The sequence below is a fragment of the Candidatus Amarobacter glycogenicus genome (genome assembly GCF_016704105.1).
Lineage (GTDB): Bacteria > Chloroflexota > Dehalococcoidia > Tepidiformales > Tepidiformaceae > Amarobacter > Amarobacter glycogenicus.
Genome location: NZ_JADJAT010000020.1, coordinates 407,274 through 431,188, shown reverse-complemented (window position 1 = coordinate 431,188; position 23,915 = coordinate 407,274). Strand labels below are relative to the sequence as shown.

Here is a 23,915-nt window from a genome sequence, read left to right as displayed (position 1 = left end):
ATCGCGCCGGAGGCCACTATGAGCGCACCCGCAGTCCCCGTGACCATGGACGACATCACGCCTGAGTGGCTCACGGCCGCGCTGAGGGCCGGGGGCAAGGCCGGCGACTGCACGGTAACGGCGATCGAGAAGGTAACGATCGGCCAGGGCGTCGGGATCCTGGGCGAACTGGCGCGGCTGACGCCGGCCTACAGCACCGGCGGATCGACTGCGCCAAAGACCCTGATCGCCAAGATCCCGACAGCCGACCCGGGAGGACGCGGCATCGCGGAGATGCTGGGGTTCTACGAAAAGGAAGTGCGGTTCTACGACGAAGTCGGCGACCGGATCGGGGTCCGGACGGCGCACAGTTACTTCACGGGCCGGGACCCCGAGAACGTCCGGTACGTGATCCTGATGGAGGACCTGGGCGGGCTCCAACTGGGGGACCAGGTGGCGGGGGCGAGCGCGGAGGAGTGCCTGGTGCTGATGCACCAGATGGCGAAGCTCCATGCGCGGTGGTGGGGCTCGCCGGACCTCGAGACGCTGGAGTGGCTGCCGTACGGCAACGCCCCGATGCTCAAGCTGTCGGCGCTTGCGTACGCACAGTCGCTCGAACCGGCAGTGGAGAAGTTCGGCGACCGGATGACCGGCGCCCAGATCGAGATGGCGGGGAAGTTCCTGCCGCGCATGAACCCCATCCAGGACAACTTCGCCGCGGCGCCGGTGACGCTCTGCCACGGCGACCTGCGCCTCGACAACGTGTTCTGGGGAAGCCCGGACAACTCGAGCCCGGTAACGCTGGTGGACTGGCAGATCGCGATCAAGGCGCGGGGTCCATACGACATCGGGTACTTCATGAGCCAGAGCGTTGACCCGGCGATCCGGGCGGCGAACGAAGAATCGCTGGTGCGGGAGTACCACCGCGCGCTCGCTGCGAACGGTGTGCAGGACTACACGTTTGACCGGTGCTGGGACGACTACCGGATAGCGACGATGTACTGCCTGGCGTACCCCCTGATCTCCGCCGGGAGCATCGACGTGGCGAACGAGCGCGGCGCGGCCCTGGTGTCGAAGATGCTGTACCGCTCGTTGAGCGCGATCACGGACCTGAAAGCGTACGAGGTCCTGGACCGGTTCGAGGCGGCGCCGTTGCCCGAACCGCCCGGGGCGTGACTACCCCCCGCCCCGGGCACTCTCCCAGGCCTGCCGACCGCCGCCGGGGCCTCGCAGGCGTGACCGTGGGGTAGACTCTGGGCGATGGACCTGGTGTTGCTCGATATCGATTCGCGCGGCGTGGCGACGATCACGTTGAACCGGCCGGAGCGGCTCAACGCGATCAACATGGAGATGCGCGACCTGTTGTGGCAGCACCTGGGCGCGTGCCGGGATATCCCCGAAGTGCAGGTGATCGTGTTCAAGGGCGAAGGGCGGTGTTTCAGCGCCGGGGCCGACATCTCGGAGTTTGGGACGGCCCCTTCGGTGATGGCCGCGCGGCAAGCCCGGCATGAACGGGATGTCTGGGATGCGCTGTTGCACCACCGGTGCACGACGGTTGCGGCGATGCACGGGTACTGCTTCGGAGCGGGCCTCGAACTCCCCCTTCTCTGTGACGTGCGAATCGCGGCCGACGGAGCGACGTTCGCGGTGCCGGAAGTATCGCTCGGGTACATCCCAAGTGCGGGGGCGACGCAGACACTGCCTCGACGGGTCCCGCCGGGAGTGGCCGCGGCGATGATCCTCACGGGCGAACCGATTGATGCGCCGGCGGGCCTGCGCTGGGGGCTCGTGGATTTGGTGGCCGCGCTCGGGGGCTCGATTCGGCGGTGGAGAACGTCGTCAAGCAGGCGTTGGCGGGCGGCAGCGCCGCGATCCAGGCGCGCAGGCAGCGGATGATCGCCGGGCCGGGCGGGGCAGCAGCCGCTTCGATGACACTGGGCCGGTGAGCTTCGACCGGGGCTCCGCGACAACCCGCCCGCCGGTAGCGCTGGGATGCTTCCTGGCCGCGGCCGTAGCGGTGGCAATCGCCGGTGTCCTCACGTTCGTCGTGGTCTTCCTGGATTCGGGCGCCAACACGGGTAGACTGACACTCGAGCCGGCCGAAGCGTACGACGTGGGTTACGTCGAATATCTGAGCGACGACAACATCTTCCTCGTGCGGCTACGGAACGGGGAGTTCGTGGCCCTGGCGGACATGGATGCGGCCAACCGGGACGCGCAATCGCGGCGGTGCCGGGTGGCGCTGGTGGCGATCAACGAGGCTGCCACGGCCATCTCCGCGGAAACGCTCAGGAGCCGCCTGAGCGCCGGCGCCGAAGGTTCGACCTCGGTGTTCCGCGAGGCGTGTTTCGGGGCGGTTTACGATCTCGCCGGGACACGACTGGACGCGGACGGGAGGAACCTCGACCGGCACCCGGTTGGAGTGAATTCTGCCGGGCGAGTGTTAGTGGACACGAGCAAGCGGGACTGCAGCGAACGGACGGGGACGGTTTCATCCGTCGCGGTTAGCTGCTCGCCGTAAGGCGCCGGCACCGTCCGCGGCCTGCGATGGCTACTGCGGCGGCCAGAGCGGACCGAGAAGCCGCTCGAGGGAAGGGGCGACCGCCCATTCGTCCGCGAGGGCACGATACCGGGCGTAGGCGTCACGCCGGCGGGAGGCGGCAGCCGTGGTGGCGACCGCGCGAATCATGAGGTTGCGGGCGGTGGCTTCGGGCGAGACAAACTCCAGCACGTCGGCCTGGTAGCCCAGGGACTCGAGGGCGGCGGCGCGGAGGGAATCGGTGATGACATCCGCCAGCCGATGCTGGAGGAGACCCTTCGCCAATGCGGGCTGCCAATGCGCGGAAGCGGGGAGGGCGCCGGCCTTGGCGCCCGCAGCGATCTGGTCGGAGAGTTCCTGGTGGCAGCAGGGAACGAGGACAATCGCTTTCGCGCCCAGCCGGACCCCGGCCGCGAGAGCTTCGTCGGTGGCCGTATCACAGGCGTGGAGACTGAGGAGGAGGTCGACGGGACCGGCAGGCGAGGCTGCGTACTGCTCGATGGAGGCGGCCTCGAAGGACGCGTTGGCGAACCCGACACGACTGGCGATGCCCTGGACGGTCGCGATCACCTCCGGGGAACTATCGACGCCGGTGAGGCGCACCGGGAGACGATTGAGCTCGGCCCAGAGACAAAGGGCGAGGCTAAGGTAGGCCTTGCCGCAACCTGCATCGACGACGTGGACTTCGCCGGGCCGATCCCAAACCGGGAGGTGGCGGAGAAGTTCAATGTAGTGCTGGACCTGGCGGTGCTTGGCCGCAGCTTCGCCGAGGAGTTGCCCGTTCTTGCCGTACAGGCCGGTTTCGATGAAGAGGTCGCGGACGCGCTCGTTGTTCGAGGAGAGGGGATGGCGGCGGACGCGGTCGTGGCCCGGGGGCTCGGCCGCCGCCGGCGTGGCCGGTGCGGGCAGCGAGGGGCGAGCACGCGTGACCAGCCAGCGGCCATCACGGGTGCGGCGGGCGTGCCAGTCGTATTCGCTGGTGAGGACGTCCAGGTTGCAGGGACCTGCTTCCAGGGCCTCTTCGAGACGGCCGGGCCACTGTTCCGGCGTGACGGTGGCGGTGGACTCACGCGCACCCTCGCGGGTGACGACCTTCACGGCGGGTCCGCGGGAGAGGCGAATCGGTTGGGCGACAAGCCTGTCCCAGGGCACGTACTTCGCGGCCTGGCGCGATGGGGTGACGACGCACTTGCGCCAGGAACCGTCGGCGGCGCCTTCGAAGAGGAGCTTCAGGACGGGATCGAGCTGGGACCGGAGGTTCTGCGAGGCTGCCACCGATCCATTGTTGGCGAGCGGGAGGCGGGGGTCTATCGGCCGGGAGAGCGGTAGTGCAGGGCTCCCCGTTTGCAAACGAAAGCCCGGCCGTTTCGGGGCCGGGCTTCGAGAGTGAATGCCGGAGCGACGTTACCAGCCGCGGGTGGCGAGGAGTTCCTTTTCGGGGAGGGAAGCGACGCTGATGCCGGGCATGGCCTTGCCGAGGCCGGTGCTGACGCGGGCGATGACCTCGGCGTCGTTGAAGTGGGTGGTTGCTTCGACGATCGCCCTGGCGACGAGCGGAGGGTTTTCGGACTTGAAGATGCCCGAGCCGACGAAAACGCCATCGGCGCCGAGACGCATCATGAGGGCGGCATCAGCCGGAGTAGCGACGCCGCCGGCCGCGAAGTTCACGACCGGAAGGCGGCCTTCGCGCTTGACCTGGAGGACGAGTTCGAGCGGGGCGCCGAGTTCTTTCGCCGTGGTGTAGATCTCGTCGTCGGCCATGTTGCGGATGCGGCGGATCTCGTCCTGGACGGTGCGCATGTGGCGGACCGCTTCGACGATATCGCCGGTGCCGGCTTCGCCCTTGGTGCGGATCATGGCGGCGCCTTCGCCGATGCGGCGGAGTGCTTCCCCGAGGTTGCGGCAACCGCAGACGAACGGGACTTTGTACTGGTGCTTGTCGATGTGGTGGGTTTCATCGGCAGGGGTGAGGACTTCCGACTCGTCGATGTAGTCGATGCCAAGGGACTGGAGGACATCGGCTTCGACGAAGTGGCCGATGCGGGCTTTCGCCATGACCGGGATGGTCACGGCATCGATGATGCCGAGGATCATCTCCGGGTCGCTCATGCGGGCGACTCCGCCGTCCTTGCGGATGTCGGAGGGGACGCGCTCGAGGGCCATGACGGCACAGGCGCCGGCCTCTTCGGCGATGCGGGCGTGTTCTGGTGTGACGACGTCCATGATGACGCCGCCTTTGAGCATTTGGGCAAGGCCGACCTTGACCGCCCAGGTACCGGTTTGAGACATGGGGGACGAACTCCTTGTCGCGCGCTTTGGGCGGCAGACTAATCGGTGAGTGGTTGGAGTTTATGTCCGGAACGCGCGAGGGAATAGGGCCACTTCGGCGGTTCGAAGGCGCATGGGCGAGGTGCCAGCTTCAGAAAGGGCGACGGCAGGCGTGTTTACCGGGGGAGCGGGATTCACGCGCCGTTCATCGGGCGGCCACACGACGTTTACACGGGGGAGCGACGCTCGAAGTGACCCCCAGAAGGAGGAACCGACCAGATGTTGACCGAGTACATCGCAAGCATCCTGCTCGCCGAACGGCGGGCGGAGATACTCCAGCTCCAGCTGGCGGCCGAAGCAGAGCGCCTGAACGGCCGCCAGGGATGGCTTTCGCGGCTCACGCGGAGGCCGGATTCGACTCAGGCGAGACGCGCGCGCAGCGCGGCATCGGCGGCGGGCCATTCGCTCTCGATGATGGAGTAGGTGGCGGTATCACGGACTGCGCCATCGGAGGCGGCGCGGTTGGCCCGGATGACGCCATCGAGCCTGCCTCCGATGCGCTCGATGGCTGCCCGGGAACGAACATTGCGGCGATCCGTGTTGAGGCGGACGACACGGACGCCCCAGGACGCAAAGGCGTGGCGGAGCATTAGCCACTTCGCCTCGGTGTTCACCGGGGTGCGCTGGACGGAAGCGGCGAGCCACGTCCAGCCGATCTCAACCCCATCGGGGACGCCTTCGCCCCGGTAGTGGGGACTGGAGGGCGGCCAGCCGAGGAACTCGAAGTTCGCGAAGCGAGTAGAACCCACCACCCGGCCGGTGGCGCGGTGGACCGTGGCGAAGGGCACAGCGGCGGAGCGCGCGGCGAGTTCAAGGGCGGCGGATACGTACTCGCAGGTCGCGTCCTCGCCCTCGGGCACGAAGGTCCACTGGTAGTTCGACCGGTCTTCGGAAGAGGCGGCAACGAGCGCATCGACGTGGGCCATCGAGAGCGGTTCGAGGCGGACGTGTTCGCCCTCGAGGGTGACGGGCTGGACGGGCTGGAGGGTGGCGAGTGCGGTCATGAGCCGCAGGGTAGACGTGCAAGTGGCCCTTTCGAGAGGGCCACTTCGGGCACGGACGACCGGACCACCTCGCCGGGAAGCACGCGGACAGGCCCCAGCGGCGACGAGGCCTAGAAGATGGGGTTGACGATGACGGCCTGTTCTCGGCTGGGTCCGACGGAGATCAGGTCGACGGGGCATTCGAGGAGTTCTTCCACGCGCTTGATGAAGGCACGGGCCTGGGGGGGAAGGTCATCGAAGGTGCGGACTTCGGTCGTCGGCGTCATCCAGCCGGGGAGCTCTTCGTAAATCGGCTTGATCCGTTCGAGGGTGGACTCGCGCGACGGGAACGAACTGATGATCTTCCCGTCGAGTTCGTAACCTGTGCAGATCTTGATGGTGGGCATGTTGTCCAGCACATCGAGGCGGGTGAGGGCGAGCGCGGAGAGGCCGTTGAAGCGGACGCTGTAGCGAGCCGCGACGGCATCGAGCCAGCCGATGCGCCGAGGGCGGCCAGTCGTGGTGCCGTATTCGCCGCGGCCGAACTCCTTGCCGTGGTCGCGCAGGGTGGCGGCGACATCGTCGAAGAGTTCGGTGGGGAAGGGGCCATTGCCGACGCGAGTGCAGTAGCTCTTGAAGACGCCGACGACGCGCTGGATATCGGTTGGGCCGATGCCGACGCCGATGGCTGCGCCGCCGCTGGAGCTGCTGGGGACGCTGGAGGTCACGTAGGGGTACGTCCCGTGGTCGAGGTCGAGGAGGGAGCCCTGGGCGCCTTCGAGGAGGACGTACTCGCCGCGCCGGTGAGCATCGAAGACGACGCCCTGGACATCGGCGATGTAGGGCGAGAGCCGCAGGCCGTAGTCGTGGTAGGCCTGGTAGCAGGAGTCGAAATCGATGGGCTCGCCGCCGTAGACGCCGGTGATGACGCGATTGGCGTAGTCGAGCGAGTTCTTCATCCGGGGGATGAGGTCTTCGGGACGAAGGAGGTCGGCGACGCGGATGCCGCGGCGTGCCACCTTATCGACGAAGCAGGGGCCGATGCCCTTACCGGTGGTACCGATGGCGGTGGCGCCGCGGGAAGCCTCATCGAGCTTGTCCAGTGCGATGTGCCAGGGCATGACGAGTTGGGCCCGGTCGCTGAGGACGAGCTTGCTGGTATCGATGCCCTTGGCCTGGAGGCCCTCGATTTCACCGAGGAGGACGCCGGGATCGACGGCCACACCGTTGCCAATGACGCAGGTTTTCTCCGGGTAGAAGATACCGGCGGGCACGAGGTTCAGTTTGAACTCGCCGCGCTCATTGACGATGGTGTGGCCGGCGTTGTTTCCGGCGCTGTAGCGGGCAACGACTTTGGCTTTGCGGGCGAGGAGATCGACGATGCGGCCTTTGCCTTCGTCGCCCCATTGCCCGCCGACGACGACGACGATAGGCATGGCAGACACACTCCGGGCCCCTTGCCGGGGCCCGTTGATTGAGTTTACGTATAACTGGCGCTGACTGCGAGCGTTTCGGCGAGCAATCCGCAGTTTTGCAGTTAGCGAGAACCCCTGAGGCGCGGGTCGAGTACGTCCCGCAGGGCATCGCCAAGCATGTTGAAGCTGTAGACGGCGAGGAAGATCGCCAGCCCGGGGAAGACCGCCAGGTGCGGGTGGCGGGTGAGTTGCTCGCGCGCCTCGTTGAGCATGCGGCCCCAGCTGGGAGTTGGGGGCTGGACGCCGTAGCCGAGGAAGGAGAGCGACGATTCCGTGAGGATGGCGCCGCCAACCTGGATGGAGGCGGAGACGAGGACGACGGCAAACACGTTGGGGAAGATGTGCTTGACCATGATCCGGAAGTCGGTTGCGCCAACGACACGGGCTGCTTCGACGTAGACGTTCTGCTTCGCCGAGATAGCGGACCCGCGGATGACGCGGGACGAACCGAGCGAGACCAGCACACCGAGGGCCACGGCTATCCGGAAGACGACTTCACCCGATGGGTTCAGGTGCAAGATGTCTGAGATGAACTGTGGTGGGAACTGGGTGAGCGTGGTTACCACGAGGATGATGAAGATGAGACCGGGGAGGGCGATTCCCACGTCGACGACGCGCTGGGCGATGATATCGAACCAGCCTCCGAAATAGCCGGAGGCGGTGCCGATGACTGAGGCGAGCGAGGCGCTGACGAAGACGACGAGGAAGCCGATGACCATCGAGGTGCGGGCACCGTAGATGATGCGGCTGTAGACATCGCGTCCGAACTGGTCGGTGCCGAACCAGTGTTCGGCCGAAGGGCCCTGGAGACGTTCCAGGATTGGCGGCGGACTGGGGTTCGGGTCGTGTGTCGCGAAGAGCGCCGGGGCGATCGCCATCAGGAGGAACATGATGACGATGAACCCGCCGAAGGCACCGAGTGGTTTCTTGGTGATGAATCGCCAGAGGCCGGCGCGAATGCGTTCATGGAACGGTTTTTCGCGGCGAAGGGCGTACTGTTCGAGGACGAGGGCGTCAGTGCTGCTGGCCATTAGCTGTACCTGATCCGTGGGTCGAGGACCGAGTAGATGAGGTCGACGCCGAGGTTGGCGAAGACGACTACAAGGGCAACGATGACGTTAATCGCCTGGATGACCGGGTAGTCCAGCTGGTTGACCGAGGCGACGTAGTAGCGGCCCATCCCGGGGATGGAGTAGACGGTCTCGATGATGACGGTGCCACCAACGAGGATGGGCAGCTGGAGGCCGACGACGGTGACCACCGGGATGAGTGCGTTCCGCATGACGTGGCGGGTGATGATCACGCGCTCGCGGAGGCCCTTCGACCAGGCGGTGCGGACGTAATCCTGGCGGAGCACTTCGAGCATGGTGGAGCGGGTGAAGCGCATCACGCCTCCGGAGAGGCCGGCGCCGAGGATGATTGCCGGCATGGCAAGCATCCTGATGTTGCCTATCGGGTCGGCCGTGAACGCGATGTAGTTCTTCGGTGGGACACCCCAGGTGAAGTACTTGCCGGCCATGGTGATGAGCATGAGCCCGACCCAGAAACCGGGGACGGCAAGCAGGGAGATGGCAAGACTCCGGCAGACGTAGTCGATGATGGTGTCCTGGCGAATGGCCGAGATGATGCCAATGGGGAGGGCGATTGTCAGTGAACAGATGATGGCGAGGATGCTCAATTCGAGCGTTACCGGCAGGCGATTCTGGAGTTCGCTGACGACTGTGCGGTTGCTGATGATGGACTTGCCGAAATCGAAGGTGGCGAGGTCTCCAAGCCACCTGACGTACTGGACGGCGATGTTTCCATCGAGGCTGTACTCCTTGAGGAGGGCCTCCTTGGTCTCGCGGTCGCCGGCGCCGAAGTCGCCCAGGATCTGGTCAATGACGTCACCCGGGACGGCGCGGACCATGACAAAGACGACGAAAGTCACGCCGAGGAGCGTCGGGATCATCAGGAGGAGGCGGCGCGCGATATAGCGTTGCATGAAAGGCTCCCGAGTTTCGTTTGGACGCAAACCCGGGGGCGCGGATGCGCCCCCGGGTTTGTTATGAGCGCCTGGGCTGGAGGCTTAGCCCTTCCAGCGGAATGGGACGGTCTCGGCGTAGCCGCCGTAGGCCTTCGTGACGAATTCGGTGGCGTTGCGGATGTTGGCCTGGCTGGCGGTCCAGCCGGTGCCGGCGCCGGCGACGTTCGGGATGTAGAACATCTTCTCGGCGTTGAGCTTCTGGGCCTGGACGAAGAGGGCCTTGCGCTTCTCTTCGTTGACTTCGGAAGCCGCATCCTGGGCGATCTTGAGCATGGCCGGGTCGTTGATCCGGCTGTGGTTGGTCGGGTTGTCGGTGAAGAAGCGGGTGAGGTACGAACCAGCTTCGGGGAAGGGGGTCTCATAGCCGAAGGCGATGCCCTTGAAGTTCCCGAGGAAGGTCTGGGTGATGTACTTGGAGCTGTAGTCCTGGACGTCGGTGGTGGACTTGACTCCGACCGCGGTCTGGTAGGCGATCATTGCTTCGGCGATGTCGTTGAAGAGCTTGCCGTAGCGGTTCGCGGTGTACTGGAAGGTGGTCTCGAGGCCGCTCGGGAAGCCGGCGGCGCTGAGGAGGGCCTTGGCCTCGGTCGGGTTGTACTTGAAGTACTTCCCGGCATCGCCCATCTCGGGGCCGGTCGGGTCGACCCACCAGGCGGTTTCGCCAGCTGGGATGAGGTTGTGCCACTTGGTCTCGACCTTGAGACCGGCGTCGCGGAGCTTCTTGACGTTGTAGCCGAGTTCCATCAGGGCATCGCGGTCGTAGGACATGGAAATGGCCTGGCGGACGCGCGGGTCCTTGGCGAAGCCAGAGGCGATCGCCTCGGGATCGAAGAAGGTGAAGCTGAGCGTTGGGCCAGTTCGGGCTTCGATGCGAGCGTTGGGCAACTGCTTGATGAGCGACGGGAGGTCGTCGGCATTGACGTCCGAAGAGTCGGTGTTACCGGCAAGGAACTGGGCGAGGCGGTTGGCGTATTCCGGGATGATCGAGGTCTCGACCTGATCAAAGAACGGGGCGCCGGCGGTGCCGCCGTTGTGCCAGGCGGGGTTGCGGTCGCGGAGCCACTTCACGGATGGTTCGTACTTGTTCCACACCCACGGGCCGCTGCCGATCATCATCTTGGCAGGATCGAACCCGCCGGAAGTCGCGAAGGCTTCCTTGGGCATGATGTAGAAGATGTTGGAGTCGGCGAGGACATCGAGGAACACGGCGGACGGCTTGGACATGGTGAAGACCATGGTGGAGGCGTCCGGGAATTCGACCTTATCGACGGGCATTGCGGCCGAAGGCTTGTTGGTCGAGGTCGCGGAGTTGGCGCGCTCCCAGCTGACCTTGAGGTCTTCGGTGGTCATCGCGCGGCCGTTGACCGGTGCGAGGTTGTGGAACTTAACGTTCGGCTTGAGCTTGACGGTCCACTTCATGCCGTCCGGGGATGCTTCCGCGGACTGGGCGGCATCGGGCGTGGGACGGACGGAGCCGTAGGCGATGCCGGGGCCGGCCTTGTACATATAGAGCCGGCTGTAGTGAGCGGCCGCAGCGCCCTTGGTGAGGAAGCTGATGTTGCCGTAGGGATCGAGGGTTGGCGGGTCGCCGGCGGCGTCGATCTTGTAGACGCCACCCTTTTTGGCGCCGGCGAGCGGGTCGACGGGAGTCGCAGTCGCCTGGGCGCCCGCGGTCGGGGTGGCGAGGCTATCGCCACCGTCATCGTCGTCGTCACCGCAACCCACGAGCGCGAGAGCGCTCGCACCGGCGCCAGTTGCGAGAGCGCCGCCGAGGAAGCGGCGGCGGCTCTTCCGCTCGCGCCAGTAGTTATCCCAATAATTATCAGCCATGAATTCCCCCTGCTTTCTTGTGTGCTACGGACTGTACGTCGCAGCACGGCGATAGGATTGGCCTATCTTCGCTATACGCAGGTATAGCCTTAAGCACATGTCTACCTGCCGTACGGGGCAGTGTCAACCGTTTCGGTGTGGTGAACGACCGGCGGAAGGGGGACGTTCACGACACGTCATCAACGGTCCGGCGCTGGCTGGTTGGCCAGCCAGGAGCCCGAGAAAGGCGGATGGAGCCTCGACACGGATTCGAACCGTGGACCTAGCGATTACGAATCGCTCGCTCTACCAACTGAGCTATCGAGGCCTGCGGAGATGCATGGTAGCGCCCGCGGTGCTCTCAGTGAACTGGGGCAGGGGAGGGGAAGCGGGGGCGCCATGGGGCCCGGGGCAGGAGATTCCCGCCCGGTGCCGCTCTCAGGCGGCGCGACGCTGTTCCTGGGTGCGCATGCGATCGCGGAGGTCGGTGGCGGAGCGAAGGGCTTCGCGGGCGGCCCGCTTGCGGCGCTGCTTGCTGAGCGACCTGCGGCCGATGCGGTTGCCGGCTTCGGCGACGAGGGCGAGAGCGAGCATGACGACGAGGGTGATCGACCAATCGGCGACACCCTTGTAGCCCGCGAAGGCGACGGCGCCCGCGAGTACGACGAAGAGGTTGCGGACGCCCCAGAGCCAGAACATTGCCATGTATTCGTTATCGGCAGTGGGTGGGGCGGAGGACAGCGGGCGACCGGGAGAAGAGGCGAGGAAGTTCACGGACGACAGCCGATGAAGGTTCAGGCCGAGGCGACGGCTGATCTCAAGCTTTCGTAGTGCGCGATCAGCGCGTGGACGGCAGGGACGAGTTCTTCCGGGACCTGAAGCGTGGAGTAACCACGTTCCCAGCCGGCCTTCAGCTCGGCGAGTTCGTCGGCGGCGTTTTGGCTGTCGTAATGACGTGCCAAGGCCGCGATCCGGTGTTCGTCCCAGCCATCGGGCATTCGTTGCTTGGTCATCACCGGTTTTTGCGCCGTCGCCTAATTGCCCGAATTGCTGGCGGGCGTGGCGGATATGCTGTCACTACAAAGTACGAATTTGGCGCGGAATCCACAACTACGATGATCTTGAGCCATCGCCCTGCCGCCGTTTGCCCCACAACAATTAGCGATCCGCTTTCGGCGGCGGTGCGTTCATGAACCCCCGTCATGACCTCCCAGACTTCATGCTCCGTGACGCCGTGATCGAGGACATGAGGCTCGCCGGTTTCCGGATTCAGATAGAAACGCAGATTCACGCGGGAGACCTGGCGGCAGCGTGGGCGCCGGCGATTTTGCCGAAGACGGCGCCACGGATGACGGAACTGGCGCCGGGGTAGTTGTAGTAGAAGATTTCGCCCATGGGCTCGCCGGCGGCGTAGAGGCCCTCCATCACCTGGCCGCGCGTATCGATGACGCGGGCGGAGGTATCGCAGCGGATGCCCCCGAAGGTGAAGGTGATGCCGCCGGTGACGGGGATTGCGAGGTAGGGTGGAGAATCGAGCGGGAGGGCCCAGTTGCTCTTCGGGGGAGTGATGCCGAGGGTGCGCTTGCCATCGAGACGGTCGAGGTCGTACTCGCCGGGCTGGATGGCTGCGTTGAAGTTGGCGACGGTATCCATGAGGTTCTCGGCGGGCAGTTCCATGCCGTCGGCGAGTTCTTTAAGGGTGTTCGCTTCGACCGGCGGGCCGACGGGGCGCCAGGCGCGGGCGAACTCCTCGCGCTGGTAGGCCTTCTGGTCGAAGAGGCACCATGCCTCGCCGCCTGCCTGTTCGACGATGAACTTGGAGAACTTCACGTAGGTGTGGTCGCGGAAGTCTTCGCCCTCATCGAGGAAGCGACGGCCCTGGCGGTCGACGAAGATGCCCATCTGGTAGTTGTAGAGGGCGGTGACGCCGCACTCGATTTTCGGGGAGCGGGCATCGAGGACGGCGGAGTGATAGTCGCCCCACTGGCCGGCCGGCTGGGCGCCGGCATCGATGGCCATGCGCAGGCCCTCGCCGGTGTTGTAGCGGCTGCCGCGCAAGATGAGCGAGTCCGCGAAGCGGCCGAGATAGCGGACGCGCATCTCGACGTTGGCCTGGAAGCCGCCGCAGGCGAGGACGACACCGCCGCTGGCGTAGATATCGGTGATGCCTTCGGGGCCGCGTGCGCGGACGCCGGCGACGGAGCCATCGGTGCGGACGATGAGGTCGATGGCGCCGGTAAGGTAGGCGACTGCTCCACCGAGACCTTCGAGGCGACGGTAGAGGAGGTCGACAAGGCCCTGGCCGCCGGAGCTGGGGCTGCGGCGGTAGCCGGCGGTGTGGGGGTAGCCCTTTTCCCATTCGAGGCCCATGCCGGTGAGCCATTCGGCGGTCTGGCGGGCGTTTTCGCAGAGGGTGCGGATGAGGTCCGGGTTGGCGCGGCCGCGAGAGATACGCATGAGGTCTTCGAACATGTCGTCGACCGAGTAATCGCGCGGGCCGAATTCATCGGCTTCGTGGGGGAAGCGCATCTGGGCATCGGCGAAGCGGGTGTTGCCGCCGCGGCCCTCGATGGGGGCCTTTTCGATGAGGATGGTTTCGGCGCCCGACTGGCGCGCGGAGATGGCTGTGGAGAGGCCGGCTATCCCGCCGCCAACGACGAGGACGCCGGTTTCGTAGGTAGCGGCGGCGCCGCCGGAACCAGATGGAATTGGCATGAGCGAATTAAGCAACGAGTGCTGAGCAACGAGCAATGACGTGTCGTTCGAGCGCGGAGGCTACTTCGGCTTGGGTTCCCAGAGGCCGCAGGTTGTCTCGGTGTCGTCGAGGAAGGGGCCGACGCACTCGCGGCCATCGCGGACGATGTGGCGGCAGATGTTGATGAGGCCCTGGCCGAGGCGGTGGCTGCCCATGGTCATCTGGAGGTAGGCGCACTTCGCGGCGAACCGGGTGGGCACGTATTCATCCTGGAGGTGCATGCAGGGAAGAAGTTCACCACAGAGCGACTCTTCGTGGAACCGGGAGCGAAATCCCCGCCGCTGCCGCGGGCCGGGGACGCAGGGTCCGCTCCCTGGCGGTCGCCGTTCCGGGTGGGTGGGGTCAGCCGCCGTAGCTGACGGCGAGTCCGGCGCGGGCGTCGGACTGGATGCCGTACTGGGGGATGGGGTAGCGGAGCCCGTTGGCGGCGAGCCGCGCCATCCCTGCGATGGCGCGCGGGAGGTACTTCGGGGGGATGGCCATGAGGAGTTCGTCATCGAGGACGCCGCCGTAGCGGCGTTCGGCGAAGCAGGGGATCGAAAGGCTCGGCTCTCCGGTAGCAAGGGCGCGGCCCCAGGAATCGGCGCAGGAAGACTCGCCGACGACGCTCCAATCGAACTTCTTGTAGCCGGACCACTGGAGGCCGTTGATGAGGATGATCATCTGGCCGGGGGTGGCGTAGATGAGGCAGATGTCGGGCGGGTTGAGGCGGCCGGAGGTGAGCGGCGAGACAGCCATGGCCTGGTACTTGCCGAAGGGGACGGTATCCATCGCGGCCTGGTGCTGTGCGGAGTCTTCGATAGTTTCGAACCAGACACCGGCCATGTTCTTACCGGAGAGCCAGCGGTCATCGCGTGGGCTGAGGCCGATGACGGTGCTGCACTGGGCGCCCACCAGGTCCGCGGCGGTGATGCCGACCGTCCAGCCGAGGCGAGCGGCCTGGGCCACGATCTGGTCGGTGGTGTGGATATCCTTTGGGCGGCGGAGCCTGGGGACGGCTGCCATTTCCTCGACGGTTGCGAACATCTTCATGCCGATGGGCGTGGTCTTGAGGCGGAGGAGGCCGTTGAGGTCGTCGACGAGTTTGGGCCAGTCGTAGGACTGGGGGTCTTCGAGCGCGATGTCGTCGCTGGAGATAACAGACACGTTGGGCCTCCGGGAGGGCGATGGCAGGATGGTACGCCTTTCGCAGGTGGCCGGGAGGAAGTGGTGGCGCCGGGCGGGGCAGGCGTGGGAGACTGCCGAACCACTTTCGCAATGGAGCCGCGCCATGCCAGAGATCACTCACCGCACCATCCAAACCAACGGGATCAACATGCACATCGCTGAAGCGGGAAGCGGCCCGCTGGTGGTGCTGTGCCACGGCTGGCCGGAATCGTGGTACTCGTGGAGACACCAGCTGGGGGCGCTGGCCGAGGCGGGGTATCACGCGGTGGCGCCGGACCAGCGGGGCTATGGGAAGACGGACAAACCAGCAGCTATCGACCAGTACACGCAGCTTCACCTGGTGGGCGATATCGTGGGGCTGCTGGACGCGCTGGGCGAAGAGACGGCGGTCATCGTCGGGCACGACTGGGGCGCGCCGGTGGCGTGGAACTCCGCGCTTCTGCGCCCGGACCGGTTCCCGGCCGTCGTCGGGATGAGCGTGCCCTATGGCCCTCGCGGCGACTTCAAGCCGACCGATGGGCTGAAGATGGTTTTCGGCGAGAACTTCTTCTACATCCTCTACTTCCAGGAACCGGGGGTTGCAGAGGCCGAACTGGAAGCAGACGTAACCGCCACGATCCGCAAGCTGTATTTCTCGGCCTCCGGGGACCTGGTCCGCACAGAAGAGATGGCAGCGCCGCGGCCGGCAGCGACGACGAAATTCATGGACGGTATGGTCGACCCGGAGGAACTACCGGCGTGGCTGAAGCAGCGGGACCTTGAGTACTTCGTGGGCGAGTTCGAGGCGGATGGATTCCGGGGCGGGCTGAACTGGTACCGGAACATTGACCGGAACTGGAACCTGATGGGGGCGTGGCGGAACGCGAAAGTGACGGTGCCCGCGCTGTTCATCACGGGGGAGAAGGACCCGGTGAGGGGGTTTGCGCCGGAAGCGACGATCCGGCAGAACGTGCCGAACCTGAAGGACCTTGTGCTGGTGCCGGGGGCGGGGCACTGGGTGCAGCAAGAGCGGCCGGACGAGGTGAACGCGGCACTGATCGGGTTCCTTAAGGGTCTGTGACGCCGTGAGTTGCTCCGAGATGCCGTTGGGGTTCGACGGCCGCGTAGGCTAGTGGCATGGCGCGCGCGGTTGTGCTGCTTGGGCCGGCCGGGAGCGGCAAATCGACCGTTGGTACGGAGCTGGGCCGCCTCGGCCTGGCGTGGCGAGACTGGGAACCGCGGCTCCTGGAAGCCTGGGGCGACCGGCAGCAGTTCCTCGCGAACAAGGAAGCAGCGCTTGCCGGACTCCACGCCGAAATACGGACATTCATCGATTCGGCGGAATCGGCGGCGGTCCTCGAGTCGACCGGGCTTTCGGACCGGGAGTTCCTCGACGAACTCCAGCGGGAGCAACCGGGCACCCTCTTTGTGAGGCTCGACGTCTCCGAGGTCGAGGCGCTCAGGCGCGCCGCGGGACGCCCGCAGGGCGGCCACCTCGCCGACGACCTCGAGGCGAACCGGGCAGTCTGGCGCGCCTTCGCGACACATGTGGCGCCAAACCGGCGGGTGGACCTGGTCATCGACACGGAGAGCGTCGGGCCGGCGGAAGCCGCGCTGACGATCCTTGGCCGACTTCGCGAACCTGTATGAGCCGCGGGGAGCCGCATCGACATCCAGCGGTGCGCGCTCGAAAATCCCCTCGTGGCTGACGCGCCCCTGATCACCTCGGAGGAATTCGACACCCTGGAAGCGGAGTGGGCCGCGCTCTGGGCGACGGTGGGCGACGCGACGCCGTTTCAGCACCCGGCCTGGTACCGGGTGTGGCTTCGCCACTTTGGGAGTGGGACTTCGCCGGTGTTCCTGTCGATCAGGCGGGGGGAGCACCTTGTCGGCGTTGCGGCGCTGGATATGGACCGGGAGGAAGCGCGACAGCTCGGAGACCACAATGTCCAGGACTATGCCGGTCCGCTGGCTCTCGGCGGCGAAGAGGCAGCGGTGGCGGCCGGGGTGCTGGAATGGCTTCGGGAGGACCTCACGCCGGGAGCGGTGTTCTGGGGGCTGGCGAAGGACTCGCCGATGCGCGACGCACTGGCGGAGGCGGCCGAGGCGGGAGGTTGGGAATCAAGTGAAAGCCACGAAGCCGTCTGCCCGGGAGTGGACCTGCCGGGGGACTTCGAAGCGTTTGTTGGGGGACTTTCGAAGCATGACCGGCACGAGCTGCGGCGGAAGATGCGGAATTTCGAAGCCGCGGGCGCTGTCGAGTTCACGAGCCTGGCGGAGGCGAGCGCGGTTGCCGGCGAGATGGACACGCTGTTCCGGCTGATGCGGGCGAGCCGCGGCGACAAGGACGAGTTCCTGACGCCGGTAATGGAGGCGTTCTTCCGGGACCTGGCCACGACCTTCGCGGAACTCGGGATGTTGCGGCTGGCGAAGCTGACGCTGGATGGTGTGACGGTGGCGATGACGCTCTCGTTCGAGCACGCCGGCACCACGTTCCTTTACAACAGCGGATACGACCCGGAGTTTTCGCGGCTGGCCGTAGGGCTGGTGAGCAAGGCCTCGGCAATACGCGAAAGCATCGAGCGGGGAGGGAAGCGATTCGACTTCCTGCGTGGGGACGAGGAGTACAAGCGGCGGCTGGGTGGAGTCGACCGGGAAGTTGTGACGATGCGCTTGCGCGCGGGGTGAGGCCGTCCCGGCCCCTTCTCCCGCGAGTCTGTTGGGGGGCGCGCGACCCTCATCCCCCGGCCCCTTCTGCCAGGCTTGGGTGAAGGGGAGTTGGGGCGCGATGGGAAGCTTTCCGGGGTTGGGGTGCGCACGCGGGCCATGGCTGGCCCGCCTCGGGAGTAATGGGGGGCGCGCGACCCTCATCCCCCGGCCCCTTCTCCCAGGCCTGGGAGAAGGGGAGTTGGGGGGCGATGGGGAAGCTTTCGGGGTTGGGGGCGCACGGGCCATGACTGGCCCGCCTCGGGAGTGATGGAGTTCGTTGGGCCAGGGCTGGCCCGCCTCGGGGAAGGGGTAACGTGGGGGTTGGGTGGCTGGTTACTGGCGCCAGACGCGGGATGGCTTGCCCTGCATCATCTCGCGGAGTGACCAGACTTCGACGCGCCAGGGTTCGAGGCGGAGTGCTCCGAACGCGGGGTCGGTGGGGCCGCCCTGCCAGAACAGGGCAGGGTCGTAGCCGATCGGCGGCGGAGCGTTCTTAACGAGGTCCCAGACGCGGGAGCGGGTCTCCTGGTCATCGGCCCAGCTGGCTTTGCACTCGGCATAGACCTGTTCGTGTTCCTGATCCCAGTAGCTGAGGGAGACGAAGGGGTTGCGCTTGATGTGCCTGGCCTTGAAGGAATCCCGGCCGGTGGCGATCCAGCCGGTGGCGCCGTCCCAGACCGGGTGGAGGATGCGGGAGCGTGGACGGCCCTTGCCATCGACGGTGGTGACGCTGCACCAGACGACGCGACCGGTGATGCGATGGAAATCGGGGGCCAGTTCTTGCCAGGAAACGTCCATGGTCTTTCCTCGGGGCGATGGGGTGCGCGGACTCTACCAAAGGCGCGTGCAACCTGCCGGGCGGGCGAGGGACTATCGCAAGAGGCCGCGGAGGCGTTCATCGAGTTCGCGGAGGGGGCGGCCTTTGCCGAAACGTTCGAGGGCGGCGCGACGCCCGCTCGTGTTGAGCTTCAGGACGCCGTCATCGTGTTTCTTGAGCAGGCTGCCGAGTGCCTTCGTCACCGCTTCGGGGCCCTCGGCCTTGATGCAGCCGGGCATGGGGTGGGTCCAGATGACGTAACGGCCGCGGGAGAGGGCCTCGGCGGCCATGAACGACTGGCCGTCGTGGCTGGTGAGGCGGACGACGACGGTTGTCTCTCGATAGAGGGCTTCCATGTCATCGACCCAGGCGCGGGCTTCGAGGTTCCGGGGCAGGGGAGCCGGCAGCGTTTCCGGCGGCGAGGGGATGAGGACGAAACGGGCGGCGGGAAACTCGAGGGGCAGGCGCAGCATGGTTTCGATGTCGAACACTTCGCGGTCGAAGGCATCGACGGGATAGTAAAGGAGGACGGAGAAGGTTTCCGGGAGCGGCGGCGCGGGAGCGGTTTCGATGGGGATGGGGAGGGGGACGTACTCGCTGACGACGCCGATGGTGCGCAATTCATCGACCAGCCAGGGGGCGTCGCACCAGTGGATGGGGCGTTCGGCGACGCGGAGCGAGATGTTGTGGCGGCGATGCTCATCGACGGCTATCTGGACATCGGTGCCGACCCAGTGGATGACGACCGGGCGGCGGCGCAGGCGGAGGAGGCGGTCCTGGGGGGATGCGCGGTCGATGCGGGAGCCGATGAGGTAGACGATATCGGCGCGGGCGGCGGCCTTCGCGACACGCGCCCAACCGGCAGCGCTGCGGCCGGGGTGGGGAAGGAACTCGGCTCGCCAGCCGAGACCGGCAAGGGCATCCGCGAGGAGAGCACCGAAGTAGGGGAGCCCGAGGATGAGGATGCGGCCGCGGCGCTCGTCCTCGGGAGTCACTCTGGGCCGGCCTGGGAGAGGCGGGCGCGAGGGGCGAGCATGGTGGCGCCGGGGGCGACATCGCGGTCGACGAGGGCGTGGGCGCCGATCGTTGCCGCTTCGCCGATGGTGACCCCGTGGAGGACCGTGGCGCCGATTCCGAGGTAGGCGCCGGCGCCGATGCGCACCGGGCCCTCCTGGCGCGGGCGCCGGTCTCGAAGCGGGCCCGGCCCGACATCCATGTGGGTGACGAGGTTGCAGCGCATGGAGAGTGTGGCGCCGGATTCGATGGTGACATCGCCGGCGAGGTCGATGAGGACATCGGTGCCGAGGTGGACGCGGTCGCCGATGGAGAGCCGCGAGAAGTCGCTGCCGGCGTTGACGATGTGGATGGGGCCGTGGATTGAAACGTCCTTGCCGACGGAGGCGCCGAACTCGCGGAGGATCTCGACGTGGGCGTTTGGGGTGAGGCGGAGTTCCATGGCGATCCCTTCGATGCCGTCGCGGAGGTAGCGTGCCCGGCGGCGGGAGCGCCCGACGAAGGCGAATGCGCGCCGCAGGGGGCGGGCGGCTGGAGCGATGGTTTTGCGGAAGGTAACAATTACCGGCACGGACACTCCCGGTTCACATCGGCTGTAAACTGTCAGTAAACAGTTGGAGAGGTTGGCGGGCAACAGCGCGCGCGCACCTTGCCTGCATAAGAAGGCACTCCTACGCTGCAAGCAATGGGGGCCTTCGAGCCCCACGAGTGAGGCACCATGAAACGAGCGATTCTTCTCGGGTTCGGCGCCATTGCCGTTGCCGCGGCGGCAGTGCCGGCCCTGGTCTCGGCGGCCGACTTCCCGCCTCCGCCACCGACGACGTACTACGGCAAGGTGCCGACAGGCATCGGCCCTGGCGATACGGTGATTGCGATTGTGCTCGACGGTTCTTCCGCGACGGTCTGTGGCGACGGCGTAACCGCCAACGACACGAGCGGGATTGTCTACGTCGTCGATGTCGTGGCAGACGCCCAGAAGGCAGGCTGCGGCAAGGCTGGCCGGACGGTCCAGTTCTACTTCGTCGGCCCGAAGCGACTTTCGACCGACACCGCAAACTGGAGCGGACCGGGGCCGGCGCAGAAGGACCTGACGGGGCTCGGTGCGGCCCTGACGCCGAAGAACCGGGCGCCTGCGGTGGCAAAGGACGGCCTCAACTAGGGGTCTGCCTCCCCGGCGCAGTTCGTTTAGCCACCGCGCGAACCGGGCGTGAGCCCACAGTTCAACTTCCTGACGAGCACCCACGGGTGCTCGTTTTGGCGTGCGGCGGCCGGGGCGAGGCGCACTGTGGCGACGTTCACGAAACCTTCACCATCGGGGGGTTGACTTCGCCGGCAAAGTGAACGACTATTCATTCAGTGAATGGTCATTCATTCACTCAGGAGGACAAGACCATGTACGAAGAACTGCTCAGGGCACGGCAGTCGGACCTCGCGCTGGCGACGCGCACGATCGAACGGCGGATCGAGTGGGAGCAGCTCCTGCGGATCGACCGGCTTGAGCGTGCGCTCAAGGTAGCCCGGGGTAGACTCCACCTCCAGCCGACGTTTTCGGTAGGGGCGAAGTAGAAGCATGGCCCGGGTATCCGACGCGCATCTTGAGGCTCGCCGCCAGAGCATCCTGGCGGCGGCCACAAAGGTCTTTTCGCAGAAGGGAATCGCTTCCGCGACGATGGCCGAGATCGCTTCGGTTGCGGGCTGTTCACCTGGAGCCATCTACCGCTATTTCGAGAACAAAGAGCAGCTCGCCCAGGGCTGCATGAACGAATCGGCCGAGGCGATCAAGCACGCCTGGGAGAACCCGGGCGCGCTGGAACTCTCCTTCGACGAACTCGCGGGCATCACGTTCGCCGCGATCAATACAGCGGAAGAAGCGATCGACACGCAGATGTTCCTTGAGCAGATGCTCATCGCGGTCCGCGATGGCGACCTCGCCGCGGCAGAGGAGTACCGGGAGCACCAGGAGCAGGTGCGAAGCGGCATTGCCTATCTCTTGCAACGACAGTATGGCGAGGACGTGGCCGGGTTCGACCCAGAGCAGCTAGGAGAGGCGCTCCTGGCGTTCTACTGGGGGGCGCGACTGCTGAAGCTGATGTACCCGGGATCGGACCCGATTGGGCAGTTCAACCAACTTCAGCAACTCATGAAGCGGGCGCTTGGCCCCACGCCTACGGGCTGAAGCCCGAGGTCCATCGACAGCGGCGGCCCTCGCGCAAGACAATCGGCGGCATGGAACTGTACGACGCCATGCGCACGGCCTTTGCCGCGCGCGAATTCACGCCTGACCCGGTAACGGACGAAGTCCTCACGCGGATCCTCGAGAACGCGCGGTTCGCGCCGAGCGGCGGAAACCGGCAGGGCGGCCACGTCATCGTGGTGCGGGAGCAGAGCACGAAGGACGCGCTCTCGGAGCTCGCGAGGCCGGCGGCACAGCGGTATGCCGCGCAGACGGCGGCGGGCGAGAACCCATGGAACACGTTTGTGCCGAGCCAGGTGACGGCCGAGACCATCGCGGCGACGGCGATCCCCCCGGGGTTAACCGAGCCGGTGCGGAGAGCGCCTGTGGTGCTCGTTGTTTGCGTGGACCTGCGCGTGGTCGCCTCGATCGACCAGCACCTGCCGCGGGTGGGGATCGCGAGCGGGGCCTCGATCTACCCACTTGCCTGGAACATCCTCCTGGCGGCGCGGAACGAGGGCCTCGGGGGCGTGCTGACGACCATGCCAATCGCCGAAGAGGCGCGCGTGAAGGCGCTGCTCCACCTGCCAGACTACATGGCGGTCTGTGCCGTCATACCGATCGGAAAGCCGGTGAAGCAGCTGCGAAAGCTGAAGCGCAGGCCCGTCTCCGCGTTCGCTCACCGGGAGCGATGGGATGGGGAAGCATTCGGCGGCTAACGCAGACCAGACTGTGCGAGCCGTACACTTGAGCGCACCACACGGCTGGAGATACCACGAATGTTGCTCACTACCACCACGACTGTTGAAGGGCGCCCGGTGCGCGAATATCTCGGGATTGTCACTGGCGAAAGCATCCTGGGCGCGAACATCGGCCGGGATATCGGGGCGGCGTTCCGGAATATCACGGGCGGGCGCGTTTCCGGGTATGAGAAAGAGCTGCGCAACGCCCGCGACATCGCGATGCAGGAGCTGACGAGCGCGGCCGAGGCGCTGGGAGCGGAAGCGGTGATCGCGATCGATATCGATTACGAGACGGTCGGCGGGCAGATGCTGATGGTGACTGCTTCCGGGACCGCGGTGAAGTTCGGGTAGGCGAGGCCTTCCCGGTAGTTAGCGCGTGCTGTTGCGTTCGCGCCACCAACCGGAGGCGAAGCCGGCGCCGTAGCTGGCATGCATGGTGGCCATCGCGGCGAAGGTGAGGACCGGGTTGGCGCCGTTCCTGGAGGCTGCGCGGGCGGCCATGACCGAGCCGCCGGCGAGGTAGACGCCGGCGAACAGCCAAAGGAGGCGGCGGGCGCGCTTCGAGAACCTGCCGAGCAGCCATAGCCCGGGGCCGCCGAGGACCATGCCGGTTGGAGCGAAGTGGCGGGGCTGAAGCGGGCGGCCGCGCTGGAAGAGAGTGCCCTTGGCGGCGCCGTACTCCCAGTACTGTTTCGCGAGGGCCTTGAAGGTGCGGCGGGGATAGTACGAGCTGCGGATGGCCGGGGTGAGCCAGATCTTGCCGCCGGCATCGATGAGCCGCTGGTTGTAGCTGTCTTCATCGGCGCCATCGACGGTTTCATCGAACTGGCCGACGACATCCCAGACCTTGCGGTGATAGCAGCCGAAGGGGACGGTATCGACTTCGCCTTCTTCTTCGGCGTAGCGGAACTTCGCGTTGCCGACGCCGAAAGGGGAGGACATCGCGGCGGCGATGGCGAGGCCGGCAACGCCTTCGCCGATGGTTTCGATGGGGCCGCCGACACATGCGGCGCCGGTGCGGCGGAGGGCATCGACGGATTCGCGGACGAAATCGGCGCGGACCTTGCTGTGTGCGCCGATGATGATCCAGCAATCGCCGCGGGAGGCAGCCATGCCCTCGTTCAGCCCGGCGACGGTGATACGGCGGGGATTATCGACGAGTTCGAGGCGGGCGAAGCGGGAGGGGTACTCGCGGACGAGTTCGCGGGTGCGGTCGGTGCTGCCGCCATCGGAGACGAGGACTTCGATGCCATCGGCGCCATAGTCCTGGGCTGCGAGCGAATCGAGGAGGGCGGTGATGTAGTGCTCTTCGTTGAGGCAGGGGATGACAATCGAGACCAGCGGGCGGGCGGGGAGCTCGAGTGGGGAAGCATCGAGGCGGCCGTGCGCGGCCGGAGGAGTCGTCATCGCTCCACCCTA

The 23,915-nt window shown here is 66.4% G+C and carries 28 protein-coding genes and 1 tRNA gene; 12 read left to right on the top strand and 17 right to left on the bottom strand.

All coding sequences use genetic code 11. The annotated features are described in order from the left end of the window. The first annotated feature begins 18 nt into the window (after nucleotides 1-18). The 3 genes from IPG14_RS16515 (at nucleotide 19) to IPG14_RS16505 (ending at nucleotide 2,500) form a co-directional block, all read left to right on the top strand. Entirely contained in the window at nucleotides 19-1,155 is a 1,137-nt protein-coding gene (locus tag IPG14_RS16515; protein ID WP_343386962.1) for a phosphotransferase, read from the top strand. An 84-nt stretch (nucleotides 1,156-1,239) separates the two neighbouring features. Then, entirely contained in the window at nucleotides 1,240-1,875 is a 636-nt protein-coding gene (locus IPG14_RS16510; RefSeq protein WP_343392551.1) for an enoyl-CoA hydratase/isomerase family protein, read from the top strand. Between the two features lie 46 nt (nucleotides 1,876-1,921). Beyond that, the gene (locus IPG14_RS16505; protein WP_343392550.1) at nucleotides 1,922-2,500 is read left to right on the top strand and encodes a hypothetical protein; all 579 of its coding nucleotides are present in this window, start codon (nucleotides 1,922-1,924) and stop codon (nucleotides 2,498-2,500) included. Between the two features lie 30 nt (nucleotides 2,501-2,530). On the opposite strand, the gene IPG14_RS16500 is transcribed toward IPG14_RS16505, so the two are convergent. Beyond that, nucleotides 2,531-3,793 (bottom strand): SAM-dependent methyltransferase, encoded by a 1,263-nt coding sequence (locus tag IPG14_RS16500; RefSeq protein WP_343392549.1) that lies wholly within the window; start codon nucleotides 3,791-3,793, stop codon nucleotides 2,531-2,533. Between the two features lie 129 nt (nucleotides 3,794-3,922). Next, on the bottom strand, nucleotides 3,923-4,807 hold the full coding sequence (gene pdxS / locus IPG14_RS16495) for a pyridoxal 5'-phosphate synthase lyase subunit PdxS (protein WP_343392548.1): 885 nt from the start codon (nucleotides 4,805-4,807) through the stop codon (nucleotides 3,923-3,925). Nucleotides 4,808-5,065: 258 nt separating this feature from the next. Here pdxS and IPG14_RS16490 point away from each other — a divergent pair, with 258 nt between their 5' ends. Further along, entirely contained in the window at nucleotides 5,066-5,269 is a 204-nt protein-coding gene (locus IPG14_RS16490) for a hypothetical protein (RefSeq protein ID WP_343386967.1), read from the top strand. On the opposite strand, the gene IPG14_RS16485 is transcribed toward IPG14_RS16490, so the two are convergent. From IPG14_RS16485 to IPG14_RS16435, 11 genes are all read right to left on the bottom strand, one after another. Continuing rightward, nucleotides 5,206-5,850, bottom strand: a complete 645-nt coding sequence (locus tag IPG14_RS16485; protein ID WP_343392547.1) for a GNAT family protein — start codon at nucleotides 5,848-5,850, stop codon at nucleotides 5,206-5,208. The two genes, IPG14_RS16490 and IPG14_RS16485, sit on opposite strands and share 64 nt — an antisense overlap. A gap of 110 nt (nucleotides 5,851-5,960) precedes the next feature. Continuing rightward, nucleotides 5,961-7,265: an adenylosuccinate synthase gene (locus tag IPG14_RS16480; protein ID WP_343389327.1), complete on the bottom strand. Its 1,305-nt coding sequence runs from the start codon at nucleotides 7,263-7,265 to the stop codon at nucleotides 5,961-5,963. A gap of 101 nt (nucleotides 7,266-7,366) precedes the next feature. Beyond that, nucleotides 7,367-8,335: an ABC transporter permease gene (locus IPG14_RS16475; protein WP_343392546.1), complete on the bottom strand. Its 969-nt coding sequence runs from the start codon at nucleotides 8,333-8,335 to the stop codon at nucleotides 7,367-7,369. Next, the gene (locus IPG14_RS16470; RefSeq protein ID WP_343392545.1) at nucleotides 8,335-9,288 is read right to left on the bottom strand and encodes an ABC transporter permease; all 954 of its coding nucleotides are present in this window, start codon (nucleotides 9,286-9,288) and stop codon (nucleotides 8,335-8,337) included. The genes IPG14_RS16475 and IPG14_RS16470 overlap by 1 nt, the downstream gene beginning before the upstream one ends. 84 nt (nucleotides 9,289-9,372) lie before the next feature. Then, complete coding sequence (locus tag IPG14_RS16465) at nucleotides 9,373-11,160, bottom strand: ABC transporter substrate-binding protein (RefSeq protein ID WP_343392544.1); 1,788 nt, start codon at nucleotides 11,158-11,160, stop codon at nucleotides 9,373-9,375. Nucleotides 11,161-11,391: 231 nt separating this feature from the next. Continuing rightward, nucleotides 11,392-11,467, bottom strand: a tRNA-Thr gene (locus IPG14_RS16460). 110 nt (nucleotides 11,468-11,577) lie between these two features. After that, nucleotides 11,578-11,844, bottom strand: coding sequence for a hypothetical protein (locus IPG14_RS16455; protein ID WP_343386973.1), 267 nt, complete (start codon nucleotides 11,842-11,844; stop codon nucleotides 11,578-11,580). 89 nt (nucleotides 11,845-11,933) lie between these two features. Beyond that, on the bottom strand, nucleotides 11,934-12,152 hold the full coding sequence (locus tag IPG14_RS16450; protein ID WP_343386974.1) for a hypothetical protein: 219 nt from the start codon (nucleotides 12,150-12,152) through the stop codon (nucleotides 11,934-11,936). 274 nt (nucleotides 12,153-12,426) lie between these two features. Beyond that, nucleotides 12,427-13,854 carry an FAD-dependent tricarballylate dehydrogenase TcuA gene (gene tcuA, locus IPG14_RS16445; RefSeq protein ID WP_343386975.1) on the bottom strand — a complete coding sequence of 476 codons (1,428 nt, stop codon included), beginning with the start codon at nucleotides 13,852-13,854 and terminating at the stop codon, nucleotides 12,427-12,429. Nucleotides 13,855-13,914: 60 nt separating this feature from the next. Next, nucleotides 13,915-14,115 carry a hypothetical protein gene (locus tag IPG14_RS16440; protein ID WP_343386976.1) on the bottom strand — a complete coding sequence of 67 codons (201 nt, stop codon included), beginning with the start codon at nucleotides 14,113-14,115 and terminating at the stop codon, nucleotides 13,915-13,917. Nucleotides 14,116-14,236: 121 nt separating this feature from the next. Then, complete coding sequence (locus IPG14_RS16435; RefSeq protein WP_343387155.1) at nucleotides 14,237-15,031, bottom strand: DUF169 domain-containing protein; 795 nt, start codon at nucleotides 15,029-15,031, stop codon at nucleotides 14,237-14,239. Nucleotides 15,032-15,164: 133 nt separating this feature from the next. On the opposite strand from IPG14_RS16435, the gene IPG14_RS16430 reads away from it, so the two are divergent. The 3 genes from IPG14_RS16430 to IPG14_RS16420 are packed head-to-tail and all read left to right on the top strand — an operon-like array spanning nucleotide 15,165 to nucleotide 17,728. Then, nucleotides 15,165-16,121, top strand: a complete 957-nt coding sequence (locus IPG14_RS16430; RefSeq protein ID WP_343392543.1) for an alpha/beta hydrolase — start codon at nucleotides 15,165-15,167, stop codon at nucleotides 16,119-16,121. Between the two features lie 56 nt (nucleotides 16,122-16,177). Continuing rightward, a complete protein-coding gene (locus IPG14_RS16425; protein ID WP_343392542.1) occupies nucleotides 16,178-16,690 on the top strand; it encodes a hypothetical protein in 513 nt (170 codons plus the stop codon). A 51-nt stretch (nucleotides 16,691-16,741) separates the two neighbouring features. After that, complete coding sequence (locus IPG14_RS16420) at nucleotides 16,742-17,728, top strand: GNAT family N-acetyltransferase (protein WP_343392541.1); 987 nt, start codon at nucleotides 16,742-16,744, stop codon at nucleotides 17,726-17,728. Between the two features lie 354 nt (nucleotides 17,729-18,082). Here IPG14_RS16420 and IPG14_RS16415 read toward each other — a convergent pair whose 3' ends face one another. The 3 genes from IPG14_RS16415 to IPG14_RS16405 form a co-directional block, all read right to left on the bottom strand. Further along, on the bottom strand, nucleotides 18,083-18,547 hold the full coding sequence (locus tag IPG14_RS16415; RefSeq protein WP_343389319.1) for a pyridoxamine 5'-phosphate oxidase family protein: 465 nt from the start codon (nucleotides 18,545-18,547) through the stop codon (nucleotides 18,083-18,085). Between the two features lie 72 nt (nucleotides 18,548-18,619). Beyond that, complete coding sequence (locus tag IPG14_RS16410) at nucleotides 18,620-19,561, bottom strand: hypothetical protein (protein WP_343392540.1); 942 nt, start codon at nucleotides 19,559-19,561, stop codon at nucleotides 18,620-18,622. After that, nucleotides 19,558-20,151, bottom strand: coding sequence for a hypothetical protein (locus IPG14_RS16405; RefSeq protein WP_343392539.1), 594 nt, complete (start codon nucleotides 20,149-20,151; stop codon nucleotides 19,558-19,560). Before IPG14_RS16405 ends, IPG14_RS16410 begins: the two co-directional genes overlap by 4 nt. A gap of 147 nt (nucleotides 20,152-20,298) precedes the next feature. On the opposite strand from IPG14_RS16405, the gene IPG14_RS16400 reads away from it, so the two are divergent. The 5 genes from IPG14_RS16400 (at nucleotide 20,299) to IPG14_RS16380 (ending at nucleotide 22,847) form a co-directional block, all read left to right on the top strand. Beyond that, nucleotides 20,299-20,739, top strand: a complete 441-nt coding sequence (locus IPG14_RS16400; RefSeq protein ID WP_343386983.1) for a hypothetical protein — start codon at nucleotides 20,299-20,301, stop codon at nucleotides 20,737-20,739. Nucleotides 20,740-20,972: 233 nt separating this feature from the next. Further along, nucleotides 20,973-21,146 (top strand): hypothetical protein, encoded by a 174-nt coding sequence (locus IPG14_RS16395; protein ID WP_343386984.1) that lies wholly within the window; start codon nucleotides 20,973-20,975, stop codon nucleotides 21,144-21,146. 4 nt (nucleotides 21,147-21,150) lie between these two features. Continuing rightward, complete coding sequence (locus IPG14_RS16390) at nucleotides 21,151-21,756, top strand: TetR/AcrR family transcriptional regulator (RefSeq protein ID WP_343392538.1); 606 nt, start codon at nucleotides 21,151-21,153, stop codon at nucleotides 21,754-21,756. A 50-nt stretch (nucleotides 21,757-21,806) separates the two neighbouring features. Further along, nucleotides 21,807-22,472 (top strand): nitroreductase family protein, encoded by a 666-nt coding sequence (locus IPG14_RS16385; RefSeq protein ID WP_343392537.1) that lies wholly within the window; start codon nucleotides 21,807-21,809, stop codon nucleotides 22,470-22,472. 60 nt (nucleotides 22,473-22,532) lie between these two features. After that, complete coding sequence (locus IPG14_RS16380) at nucleotides 22,533-22,847, top strand: YbjQ family protein (RefSeq protein ID WP_343386987.1); 315 nt, start codon at nucleotides 22,533-22,535, stop codon at nucleotides 22,845-22,847. A gap of 18 nt (nucleotides 22,848-22,865) precedes the next feature. On the opposite strand, the gene IPG14_RS16375 is transcribed toward IPG14_RS16380, so the two are convergent. After that, on the bottom strand, nucleotides 22,866-23,903 hold the full coding sequence (locus IPG14_RS16375; RefSeq protein WP_343392536.1) for a glycosyltransferase family 2 protein: 1,038 nt from the start codon (nucleotides 23,901-23,903) through the stop codon (nucleotides 22,866-22,868). Between the last annotated feature and the right edge of the window lie 12 nt (nucleotides 23,904-23,915).

What these genes read in the sequence shown, in the direction of transcription:
- IPG14_RS16400 (WP_343386983.1), top strand. Translation starts at nt 20,299, where the DNA reads ATGAAACGAGCGATTCTTCTCGGGTTCGGCGCCATTGCCGTTGCCGCG.
- IPG14_RS16490 (WP_343386967.1), top strand. Translation starts at nt 5,066, where the DNA reads ATGTTGACCGAGTACATCGCAAGCATCCTGCTCGCCGAACGGCGGGCG.
- IPG14_RS16395 (WP_343386984.1), top strand. Translation starts at nt 20,973, where the DNA reads ATGTACGAAGAACTGCTCAGGGCACGGCAGTCGGACCTCGCGCTGGCG.
- IPG14_RS16470 (WP_343392545.1), bottom strand. Translation starts at nt 9,288, where the DNA reads ATGCAACGCTATATCGCGCGCCGCCTCCTCCTGATGATCCCGACGCTC.
- IPG14_RS16485 (WP_343392547.1), bottom strand. Translation starts at nt 5,850, where the DNA reads ATGACCGCACTCGCCACCCTCCAGCCCGTCCAGCCCGTCACCCTCGAG.
- IPG14_RS16440 (WP_343386976.1), bottom strand. Translation starts at nt 14,115, where the DNA reads ATGCACCTCCAGGATGAATACGTGCCCACCCGGTTCGCCGCGAAGTGC.
- IPG14_RS16465 (WP_343392544.1), bottom strand. Translation starts at nt 11,160, where the DNA reads ATGGCTGATAATTATTGGGATAACTACTGGCGCGAGCGGAAGAGCCGC.
- IPG14_RS16385 (WP_343392537.1), top strand. Translation starts at nt 21,807, where the DNA reads ATGGAACTGTACGACGCCATGCGCACGGCCTTTGCCGCGCGCGAATTC.
- IPG14_RS16390 (WP_343392538.1), top strand. Translation starts at nt 21,151, where the DNA reads ATGGCCCGGGTATCCGACGCGCATCTTGAGGCTCGCCGCCAGAGCATC.
- IPG14_RS16510 (WP_343392551.1), top strand. Translation starts at nt 1,240, where the DNA reads ATGGACCTGGTGTTGCTCGATATCGATTCGCGCGGCGTGGCGACGATC.
- IPG14_RS16380 (WP_343386987.1), top strand. Translation starts at nt 22,533, where the DNA reads ATGTTGCTCACTACCACCACGACTGTTGAAGGGCGCCCGGTGCGCGAA.
- IPG14_RS16455 (WP_343386973.1), bottom strand. Translation starts at nt 11,844, where the DNA reads ATGGCAATGTTCTGGCTCTGGGGCGTCCGCAACCTCTTCGTCGTACTC.
- tcuA (WP_343386975.1), bottom strand. Translation starts at nt 13,854, where the DNA reads ATGCCAATTCCATCTGGTTCCGGCGGCGCCGCCGCTACCTACGAAACC.
- IPG14_RS16515 (WP_343386962.1), top strand. Translation starts at nt 19, where the DNA reads ATGAGCGCACCCGCAGTCCCCGTGACCATGGACGACATCACGCCTGAG.
- IPG14_RS16425 (WP_343392542.1), top strand. Translation starts at nt 16,178, where the DNA reads ATGGCGCGCGCGGTTGTGCTGCTTGGGCCGGCCGGGAGCGGCAAATCG.
- IPG14_RS16450 (WP_343386974.1), bottom strand. Translation starts at nt 12,152, where the DNA reads ATGACCAAGCAACGAATGCCCGATGGCTGGGACGAACACCGGATCGCG.
- IPG14_RS16430 (WP_343392543.1), top strand. Translation starts at nt 15,165, where the DNA reads ATGCCAGAGATCACTCACCGCACCATCCAAACCAACGGGATCAACATG.
- IPG14_RS16415 (WP_343389319.1), bottom strand. Translation starts at nt 18,547, where the DNA reads ATGGACGTTTCCTGGCAAGAACTGGCCCCCGATTTCCATCGCATCACC.
- IPG14_RS16480 (WP_343389327.1), bottom strand. Translation starts at nt 7,265, where the DNA reads ATGCCTATCGTCGTCGTCGTCGGCGGGCAATGGGGCGACGAAGGCAAA.
- pdxS (WP_343392548.1), bottom strand. Translation starts at nt 4,807, where the DNA reads ATGTCTCAAACCGGTACCTGGGCGGTCAAGGTCGGCCTTGCCCAAATG.
- IPG14_RS16475 (WP_343392546.1), bottom strand. Translation starts at nt 8,335, where the DNA reads ATGGCCAGCAGCACTGACGCCCTCGTCCTCGAACAGTACGCCCTTCGC.
- IPG14_RS16375 (WP_343392536.1), bottom strand. Translation starts at nt 23,903, where the DNA reads ATGACGACTCCTCCGGCCGCGCACGGCCGCCTCGATGCTTCCCCACTC.